The sequence below is a fragment of the Candidatus Obscuribacterales bacterium genome (genome assembly GCA_036703605.1).
Classification (GTDB): domain Bacteria; phylum Cyanobacteriota; class Cyanobacteriia; order RECH01; family RECH01; genus RECH01.
The window spans coordinates 1-9,407 of the sequence record DATNRH010000265.1 but is presented as its reverse complement, the minus strand read 5'-3'; the positions used below and the strand labels follow the sequence as shown (position 1 = coordinate 9,407).

The 9,407-nt window shown below is 54.8% G+C and carries 8 protein-coding genes; 3 read left to right on the top strand and 5 right to left on the bottom strand.

Annotated elements, in window-relative coordinates:
• Nucleotides 1–74: 74 nt before the first annotated feature.
• The 3 genes from V6D20_05450 to V6D20_05440 form a co-directional block, all read right to left on the bottom strand.
• Nucleotides 75–1,538 carry a PAS domain-containing sensor histidine kinase gene (locus tag V6D20_05450; protein HEY9815236.1) on the bottom strand — a complete coding sequence of 488 codons (1,464 nt, stop codon included), beginning with the start codon at nucleotides 1,536–1,538 and terminating at the stop codon, nucleotides 75–77.
• Nucleotides 1,539–1,728: 190 nt separating this feature from the next.
• A complete protein-coding gene (locus V6D20_05445) occupies nucleotides 1,729–2,481 on the bottom strand; it encodes a response regulator transcription factor (GenBank protein HEY9815235.1) in 753 nt (250 codons plus the stop codon).
• Between the two features lie 429 nt (nucleotides 2,482–2,910).
• Nucleotides 2,911–3,087 (bottom strand): hypothetical protein, encoded by a 177-nt coding sequence (locus tag V6D20_05440; GenBank protein ID HEY9815234.1) that lies wholly within the window; start codon nucleotides 3,085–3,087, stop codon nucleotides 2,911–2,913.
• A 65-nt stretch (nucleotides 3,088–3,152) separates the two neighbouring features.
• Between V6D20_05440 and V6D20_05435 the strand changes: the two genes are divergently transcribed.
• Entirely contained in the window at nucleotides 3,153–3,884 is a 732-nt protein-coding gene (locus tag V6D20_05435) for a DUF502 domain-containing protein (protein ID HEY9815233.1), read from the top strand.
• Nucleotides 3,885–4,258: 374 nt separating this feature from the next.
• On the top strand, nucleotides 4,259–5,593 hold the full coding sequence (locus V6D20_05430) for a hypothetical protein (protein HEY9815232.1): 1,335 nt from the start codon (nucleotides 4,259–4,261) through the stop codon (nucleotides 5,591–5,593).
• 50 nt (nucleotides 5,594–5,643) lie between these two features.
• On the opposite strand, the gene uvrC is transcribed toward V6D20_05430, so the two are convergent.
• On the bottom strand, nucleotides 5,644–7,593 hold the full coding sequence (gene uvrC / locus V6D20_05425; protein ID HEY9815231.1) for an excinuclease ABC subunit UvrC: 1,950 nt from the start codon (nucleotides 7,591–7,593) through the stop codon (nucleotides 5,644–5,646).
• 200 nt (nucleotides 7,594–7,793) lie between these two features.
• Here uvrC and V6D20_05420 point away from each other — a divergent pair, with 200 nt between their 5' ends.
• Nucleotides 7,794–8,456, top strand: coding sequence for a response regulator transcription factor (locus tag V6D20_05420; GenBank protein ID HEY9815230.1), 663 nt, complete (start codon nucleotides 7,794–7,796; stop codon nucleotides 8,454–8,456).
• 89 nt (nucleotides 8,457–8,545) lie between these two features.
• Here V6D20_05420 and V6D20_05415 read toward each other — a convergent pair.
• Nucleotides 8,546–9,407 (bottom strand): type II CAAX endopeptidase family protein (locus V6D20_05415; protein ID HEY9815229.1); only part of this gene is annotated, 862 nt, incomplete at its 5' end.

Genomic DNA, 9,407 nt, shown 5'->3' with positions numbered 1-9,407 from the left:
CTTTTTTACGAAAGTCTTGGGATCTGAGGTGGAGATTCAGATCTGCGAGGGGCGAGTAGGCTCAAGAACTTGGGTCAATCGGTAGGGTCAATCGGTAGGGTCAGTCGCAGCCAAGCTCCATGGGTTTCAGGATGGTTGTTGGCGGTGATCTTGCCGCCATGGGCCGTTACGATTTGTTGGACGATGGACAGCCCTAAGCCGCTACCGCTGCAGTGAGGGATCGGGGAGACTGGCGGGCGATCGCCCTCTAGGGTATCGCTTTCTAGCGTATCGGGCTTTGAGGATGAAAAGGTGAGATAGCTCTGCCGCGATCGCGAGGGATCAGCACGGTAGAAGCGATCGAAGACATGCTCAATGGTGTCGTTGGGAAAACCTTCTCCGGCATCAATAAAATCGATGATGATATGGGATCCCGGTGCATCCATGTCGGTAGAGCTGGTTTGGGAACTAAGGCTTGAAGGAGATGACAGCCGGCTATCCACGGGGGTAGCTGGATCAAGAAAACCTCCGGTAGCGTCGGAGGGATCAGGCTGGTTGCTGAACTGCGCTTCTACGGCGATCGCTGCGGCGACAGGACTGTATTTAATGCTGTTATCGAAGAGATTGATAAAGACTCGATACATGCGGGCTTCATCGACATTGGCGTAGAGGTTGTCTGGCCCGTTGTAGGATAGGTGAAGTTTTTTTTTGCGTGCCAAGGGTTCAAGATTGAGCCAGGCCGTTTGCAAAAGTTGAGCTAAGTCGGTGGGGTTGCGCTTCAGTTGTCGAAGCGATCGCTGCTCTAGCTGGCTGAGATCTAAGAGATCTTGGACGAGATTACTCAGGCGAACAGTTTCATTGACTAAGCGCTCTGCCCAACCGTTGAGGGGTGGAGAAAGGCGATCTTGGAGGGTCTCGGCAACCAAGCGGATAGACGTTAAGGGCGTTTTGAGTTCGTGGGCCACGTCAGAAATCCAGCGATCGCGTTGCTGTTTGAGCATGACCGCCTCTTGGCGATTTTCTAAGAACACACCCACATGGCGATTGGATAACATCATCCCGTAGCCGCGCAGGGCCCGAGGTTGGGGTTGAGATCGAGCGTAGAGATCAGAGGAAACGGGATAGAACACCCAATCGGCCTGCTGTAACCGATCGGCCTGGCGTGTTTGATCAATCAATTCGTCTAAATCGTAGGAGCGTACCAGCTCTAGTAAGAGACGTGGTGGAATGCCCTGCTGTCCGGGAATATTCAGCAACTGCTCGGCTTGAGGATTGGCCCAAACGAGACGGTTTTCATCATCTACATGCAGGTAGCCGATGGGAGCCGTGTGTAGAATGCGCTGAAAGACCTCAATCTGTTGAGCCTGTTGCTCGATTTGCTGTTGCTGGTAGGTAATCGCGAGCGACAGTTTAGACTCTAGCGAAAAGGGGGAACTGGGCTCCCCCTCTGAGCGCAGATTGGATAGTAGGGTTTTGAGTTTGACGCGATCGCGCTGTCGTTGGTAGATCAGCCAGAGCAAGCCAACGACCAATCCCAAGATAAATTCCAAGATTCCCACAGTTTGCCTTGCTGATCTGGATGGTCTAACGGGTTAGCGCATCAGACATCAGTCGATGCGTTTTCCCATGATCGACAGTTTTATTGGGACTGATCGTCCCCGATCCTATGATCATACTTTTTTATGCGATGGTCTCCCACTGCCTCTAGACGCGATCGATAAGACGGTGATGCTCTTGGGCGATCGCGTCTTAGCCAAACCGATAGCCAAAGCCGCGCACGGTGAGTAAATATTCTGGATTGCTAGGATTGAGCTCTAGCTTTTCCCGCAGCCAGCGGATGTGGACATCAACCGTCTTGCTGTCGCCCATAAAGTCTGGCCCCCAGACGCGCTCAATCAACTGCTCCCGCGACCAAACCCGGCGCGGATTGCTCATAAACAGTTCCAAAATTCGATATTCTTTGGGTGATAGGCTGATCTCATGCCCCCGCACGGTCACCCGGCATTCTTGGGGATAGAGCGTAATCTCTTGGAAGCTGAGAACTTGGGATTGAAGTTGAGGTTGGCTGTTGCGATGACGCCGCAACAATGCCCGACAGCGAGCAATTAGCTCCCGCATACCAAAGGGCTTGGTGAGATAGTCATCCGCACCCACTTCTAAGCCCACCACTCGATCGGTTTCGCTGCCCTTGGCGCTCAGCATCAGAATAGGAACGCTGTTGCCTTCGTGGCGAATTAACCGGCATAGATCTAATCCGTTCACCGATGGCAGCATCAAGTCCAAGATGATCAGATCAACGGGCTCTGCATCCGAGTCTTGACTGCGGCGAAATTGGCAGGTGAGTTCCATGGCCATGCGCCCATCTTCAGCCGTGAGCACCTCGTACCCTTCTTCGTTTAAAGCTAGGGCAATGGTTTCTCGGATGAGTTCTTCATCTTCAACCACTAAGACTCGCCCTAAGCGAATATCCTGAGACGGCTTTTTCGCGTCCAGTGTCAGCATTGGAGTTGTCCTATAGTGCTGTATTCGGCAGTTCAGCTCAATCCTATCAGACTCCCATCCTGCTTTTTCCTGCCTGTGATGGGCAACTGACAATTTTTAACTGTGATTTAAGTTACTAAATCTTCCTGATCTTGATTCTACCTAGGATAATGCCAGACGAATCAGGAAAATTTTCCCTGAGGCTTGGGGGCGATCGCGTGGAGAGATGCCAAATTATGTTAAACCAGATACATCGCAATCCCATGATCGTGATGCTAACGCCTTCCTCGCAACGGTATGGTGTTGCAATATCGCGATTGGGTGGCCCCAATGACGTTTGAGTTCCTTGGACGTCATACATGTCGTAAATCCCATGGTCGTCGATCGCCTGGATTCCGCCTATGATCTGGGTTCTACGGATAGACATGGCTCGTCGTCTTGCAACATTTCTTAATGCAAGATACAAAAAGAGTGGGACGTAATGGAGGGCGATCGCCCCATGGGCTGGTCGGATTGGCGCACAATCTTGGGTTTAGAGCCGTTGATCTCGGTTGATTTGGGACTATGAGGATGTATTTCCTTGGCAAATCGGTTGAGAATAGAGAAGTAGGTTTCTGGGATCATCATCCCCAGGGAGGGGAAGCCAGCTTGTCAGTTGTATGTTTGATCCGTGAAAGGAGAGTGGCCCGCCTGTGATCAAGAATTTCACCCAAGACTTGAAAAATGATTTAATTGCAGGCTTGTTGGTCATTATTCCGCTAGCCACCACCATTTGGCTGACGATTACGGTGGCCAGTTGGGTGTTCGATTTTTTGACTCGAATCCCCAAGCAGGTGAATCCGTTCAATGATCTCAACCCATTTTTGGGAAACCTGCTGAATTTGTCGGTGGGCTTGGCGGTGCCGCTGTCCTGTATTTTGCTGATTGGTTTGATGGCGCGGAATATTGCCGGGCGCTGGCTCCTTGACGTGGGAGAGCGGATCCTGCAGGGCATTCCCCTGGCTGGATCGGTCTACAAAACCCTCAAGCAACTCTTAGAAACCATTTTGCGAGACTCCAGCGATAAGTTTCGTCGGGTGGTGTTGGTGGAATATCCTCGGCGGGGCATGTGGGCGATCGCCTTTGTGACGGGGGCGATCGGCGGTGGCATTCAACCCCAGCTGCCCGAACCGATGCTGAGTGTGTTTATCCCAACCACACCTAACCCCACCACGGGATGGTATGCGCTGGTGCCCGAAAAAGATGTGATTACCTTGGCGATGTCTACAGAGGACGCCTTTAAGGTCTTGATCTCTGTGGGAATTGTGGGGCCGAGTATGGGCAATGTGCAAACCAGTACCTTGGGCGATCGCCTCAAGGATGGGCCGTCGGTCATACCCGATCTAGCGCAGACCTATTCAATGGTGCCCGCTGACGAAGATTGATGGAGATGAGCTGGGGGCGATCGCTCGACTGACGCTCAACTGATCTCAATTGATTGAGGTAATGTTCTGCCGTTTAAGATCTTGCAAGGCACAATGGAATAAATTCATGGGTTATCCAAGAGGCCTATCGCGATGGGGGCGATGCCCATGAGCGATTTCAAAGTCCCTCTGCCGTTCTGGGAGAGGGGGTTTGGGGCGCGGGTCTTCGGTTTGTCCATTGACCAGCGCCTGAGGGTTTTGATCTCGGCAGACGATCTCGGCAGAATGGATGCCAAGGGCAACTTTTTATCGGGTGCATCGGTCGGTGATATCAGAGTTAGCCATACTGGGGCTGGCTCACTAAACATCCAGTGCTGTGAGTGTGTGGAAGCATTATGACTCGGTCTTTCCCCCAATGGCTACGGTCTAGAGCTATAGAAATATCTCGCCAGCCGACGGCGATCGCTGCCATCGCTTCGGTGGGGTTTCATGGTGCTCTTTGGTTTGTGATGCCCTTGCTGCCCGCTAATTCTGCCCCGGATGAGCCGGGCCTGCCAGAGTCGGTAGCGATGGTGGAACTGACGCCAGAAGAGATGAGTCGGGTGCCCGATTTCAGCCAGTCTCAACGGTTGAGATTGCCGCCTGCTGGTGCTAATGGTGATCTGCCGGAGTTGGAGCAAGATTTTAACTCTGGTATCCAAGAGTTTGAGCTAGACAGTGATACGAGTCGTAACCAGAGTAGTTGGTATTCTCCCTACGACGACTACCTCTATGCGCCGCCGCCGGTCTATGTGCCATCGACGCCGAGATCTAATTCCTACTCGTCTGGGACAACTCAGCGGCGATCGACCACCCCACCCCAGCCCCAGCCCCAATCTCCAGCAACCCAATCGCCGCCTGCCCAAACCCAGACTCCAGAGACTCAGCTTACGAACGATCCTCCAGATTTGGCTCAGCAGCTAGAAGATAATCTGCAATATAGCGGCGAGACGACCAGCCTGCCCGATTTAATGGCGGCGAACCCCAACGACGTGGACAACGACGTGGACAACGACGTGGACAACGATGTGGACAACGACGTGGAAGAGGTTGCTGAACCGGATGAAGCCGTTGCCGAGGATGAGGCCGTTGAGGGCGACGGAGCCGTTGAGGATGATGGAGCGATCGCTGCCATCCAGGCTGAGCGAGACGCCATGAATGACGAACTCTCGGTCACGGAACTGCTAGCCTATTCCGACCTGGGTACATCGCCTCAAGATGCCTCGGGAGCCTTAGGAACCTTTGTCGAGCGCTGGAGGCCGGTGCTGGAGGAGCAGGGCGTTGAGGAGTTTGCTCTGGGACAGTTGGAACTCACGGGGGACTTTCCTGGGTTAGCTTGTTCTTTGGAAGCGTCGCCTTTTTCCCGCTATGGTGTGGCGCTGGATGAAGCGGGTGAGTTGCTCGATGATCCGAGGTTGATTCAAAGCTCGGGATATCCAATCTTTAATCGATCGGCGTTGGAAACGCTGATGGAGTACGAGTTTGAGCCAAGTGATACAGCCCGGATTGAGCTGGTGACGGTGGTCTTTAATTACGATGAAGAGGTCTGTGCTCAGATTGCTTTGCCCGAGGGAGAGTCAAGCGATCGCGCTGAATCTGGCGAGACTGCCTCAGAGGAGACTCAGGCGACTGATGATGCTCAAGATGACGCAGACCTTGATGGAGATGAGCAAGAAGACTCTCCAGAGTGAGAGCTACCGTGAGTTCACCGTGAGATCCACCGTGAGAGCCTTTCTGTGACCTATTCGGAACTCGATGGCTCGGGATGATCGTCCGGCTGCGGTGGATGAAAGTAGTCGTAAATCTGCTGGGCTAGCTTGGGGCCAATGCCCGATACTTCTCCAATCTGAGCGGGACTGGCCTGGCGAATGTAGTCGATGGAGCGAAAGTGGGCCAGCAGTTGCTTTTGGCGGTGGTGGCCTAGACCGGCGATGTCATCTAGGCGCGATCGCGTCATGCGATCGCTGCGTTTTTGGCGATGGAAGCTGACGGCAAAGCGGTGGGCTTCGTCGCGCAATCGTCGTAAAAGCTGCACGCCAGGCTGTTCGGCCTCGGTGGTCAACGGTAAGGATTCGCCAGGCAGAAAAATTTCTTCCCGCTGTTTCGCTAGGCTGACAACCCGCACCTCATCAAGCAGGTTCATATCTCGCAGCACCTTCACCACGGCGGAGAGCTGACCCTTGCCGCCGTCGATCATGATCAGGTCGGGAAAGTTGCTGACTTTTTCGCTGGATTGATGGGGTAAGGGGGTGGGCGTGGGAGCGATCGCCCCTGGAGACTGGGCATAGCGGCGGAAGCGGCGCTGGATCACCTCGGCCATGCTGGCGAAGTCGTCGGAATGGCCGGCCCGCACCTGAGCGGATTTGATCTTGTAGTGGCGGTAGTGCTGCTTGGCGGGCAGGCCGTCTACAAAGACGACTTGGGATGCAACGGCGTCGGAGCCTTGAATATGGGAAATATCGTAGCCTTCAATGCGGTGGGGGATATCGGGCAGGTCGAGCAGGTCGGCTAGGTCGAGGAGGGCCTGCTGGTTGCGATCGGCAAACCGCTGAGTGCGGGCCAGCTCATAGCCGGCGTTGCGTTCCACCATGTCCAATAAATCGGCTTTGCCCTGGCGCTGGGGAACGGCGATCGCCACCTTGCGTCCCCGTCGGCTGGAGAGAAATTCCGCTAGCATGTCAGCGTCGGGAAGGTCATGCTGGCAGAGGATTTCAGCAGGAATTTCCACCGCATCTACGGTTTGATAATGGTCTTCCAACACCCGCTGGAGAATGGCACCCGGACTGCCAGACTGAGCGTCGGCGAGGAAGCCCAACCGGCCCACCAGCCGACCGGCCCGGATTTGGAAAAGCTGGATGCAGGCATGGTGGTCGTCGGCCATGAGGGCGATCGCATCCCGAGAGACCGTATCGTCCGACAGCGCCACCTTTTGGTCGGCTCCTAGGGACTGGAGTCCGCGAATTTGGTCGCGCAGGCGGGCAGCTTGCTCAAAGTTGAGGTCGTCTGCCGCCCGTTCCATGTGCTCCGTGAGCAACTCTTCTAGTTCACGGGTGCGCCCTTGGAAGATCATCGCCACCTTTTTGATGATCTTGCGATAATCCTCGGGGGTAATCAGGTGCTGGCAGACACCCGGACAGCGGCCAATATCATAGTTGAGGCAAGGACGATCTTTGAACAGCGGCTTGGGGCGTTGCCGCAGGGGAAAGAGGCGCTTGACAAGGCTGAGGGTGCTGCGCAGCACGTAGACATCCACGTAGGGGCCATAGTAACGATCCTTCACCTGCCCCGATCGCCGCTTGCGGGTGATGAAGATGCGGGGATAGTCTTCTGCCCAAGTGATGCAGAGGTAGGGATATTTCTTGTCGTCTTTGAGCAACACATTGAAGTGGGGCTGGTGCTGCTTAATCAAATTGGCTTCTAGGGCCAGGGCTTCGGCTTCGGTATCGGTGACAATGAACTCAATCTCTACCACCTGCATCACCATCAGGGCCGTGCGCGGGTTATGGTCATGGCGATCGCGGAAATAGGAACGCACCCGCGATCGCAGCTTTTTGGACTTGCCGATATAGAGAATATTGTCAGCGGCATCTCGCATGAAATACACGCCGGGGGTGAGCGGAATCTCTTTGAGACGCGCTTCTAACCGCTCGGGATGTTTCACCAGCGTGGGGGTTGTGGAGCCAGTGGTCACGGTAGGTTGAATAATCGTTGCTAGACGGTGGACAAGGAGGACTATCCTATAGCATAGCGAGAAGTGCTGCTGACCGAGGGAATCTGTATTCTGGCGGCTGTTTCCTGGCTAGATCCAGCGGTTTAGATCCAGGTATCCGCAGGTTGCGGGATGCAGCACGGCCGGCTCGCGATCCTCAATCTTGTTATGGAGTATTCCAGATGTCTGCGGATTCAGACCTGACCCTAACCCGGATTTTAATTGTCGAAGATGATCCCATGATGCAGCTTGGGCTAGAGCAATCACTCTCCAGTCAGCCTAGGTTGACGGTCGTAGGACGGGCAGAGGATGGCTACACGGCGATCGCCCTGGCCAAAACCCTCACCCCCGATATTGTGGTTATGGATATTGGCTTGCCCCGCCTCGACGGCATTGCGGCTACCCAGCAGATTAAAACAGCTCTGCCAACAACCCGAGTGGTGATGCTCACCTCCCACACCTCGGAAACAGAGGTGATTAGTGCCTTGTCGAGTGGTGCGGATGCCTATTGCGTGAAGGGTACCAGTGTTGAAAGTTTGCTGGCAGCGATCGCTGCGGCAACGGAGGGGGCCAGCTATCTCGATCCCCAAGTGGCCCGCTTAGTCATGGATCACCTCAAGCCGCCGGCCCAGTCCTCTAGTGGCATGATTGGCCAACTATCGCAGCGGGAAATGGAAGTGCTGACCCTGATGGTGGAAGGTCATAGCAACCCAGAGATCGCCGCCCAGCTTTTTCTCAGCCCCAATACGGTGAAAACCCACGTGCGCGGCATTATGAACAAGCTGGCGGTGGATGATCGGGTGCAGGCGGCGGTGGTAGCGCTGCGATCGGGGCTGGTGCCCTAGTACCGCAAGATAGAAAAACGAAAAGGAAGTCTAGGACATGCAAGGTTCCCCGCCTCAGCACATAGGCGGGTTACTTCGTCCTCAGAGTACTAGTTGCTGCCTAAAACATACAGGCTGAGCATGGTGGCTCCGTTCCACAAGCTATGGAGCACCATGGGGGCGAGCATGTTGCGCGATCGCGTATAGACCACACCCAAAATACAGCCGAGCAGCGTCAGAGGGAGAACTTCCGAGAGGCTGAGGTGAGCGATCGCAAATACGAGTCCGCTGACCACAATGGCTCCCCATACGGGGAAGTAGCGCGTTAAGGATGAGAGCAAGAAGCCACGAAACAGCAGTTCTTCAAACACGGGCGCGGCGATGGAGGCCGTGAAGAAAAAGATGCTGAGGGAGATGGGATCGCCTTCCTCTAGGACAATTTGCAGCAGAGGGTTACTGCCCCCTTGTCCCTGCCAAATTTGTTGATTGAGCAGCGATACCACAATCATCAGCGGTAGGGCCACAAAATAGCCACCTACGCCCCAGGCTAGCCAGCGATCGCCTAAGCTGAAGCGAAACCAGTTTTTGGGCAGGGGAAAATAGCTGCGAATGGATAGATAGAGCACCAGCAAGCCCAAGCTGGACATGGAGAGGTAGTAGGTGAGGGTGTAGGCGGCCTTGGCGCGGATGCCAAAGGCCGAAAAGCTGAAGCCCACGAGTCTCAGCAGTAGGGGAATGGCCAATTGCCCGACCAGGAAAAATCCTACGATCAGCACCTGCCAGATAATTTCCCAGTTCCAAGGTGTTTCCCAGGCCAGGCTACCGTTTTGGGCCAGGAGCGACTCGGGGCCCTTCAAGACGCGCTGCACCACCATCACAATCAGCAGCACAATGCCAATCAAAGACCCCACCACCGGCATTAGGCCAATCACCGCCAATTTGCCGAGAGTTGATTGAGCGATCGCTTGCTGG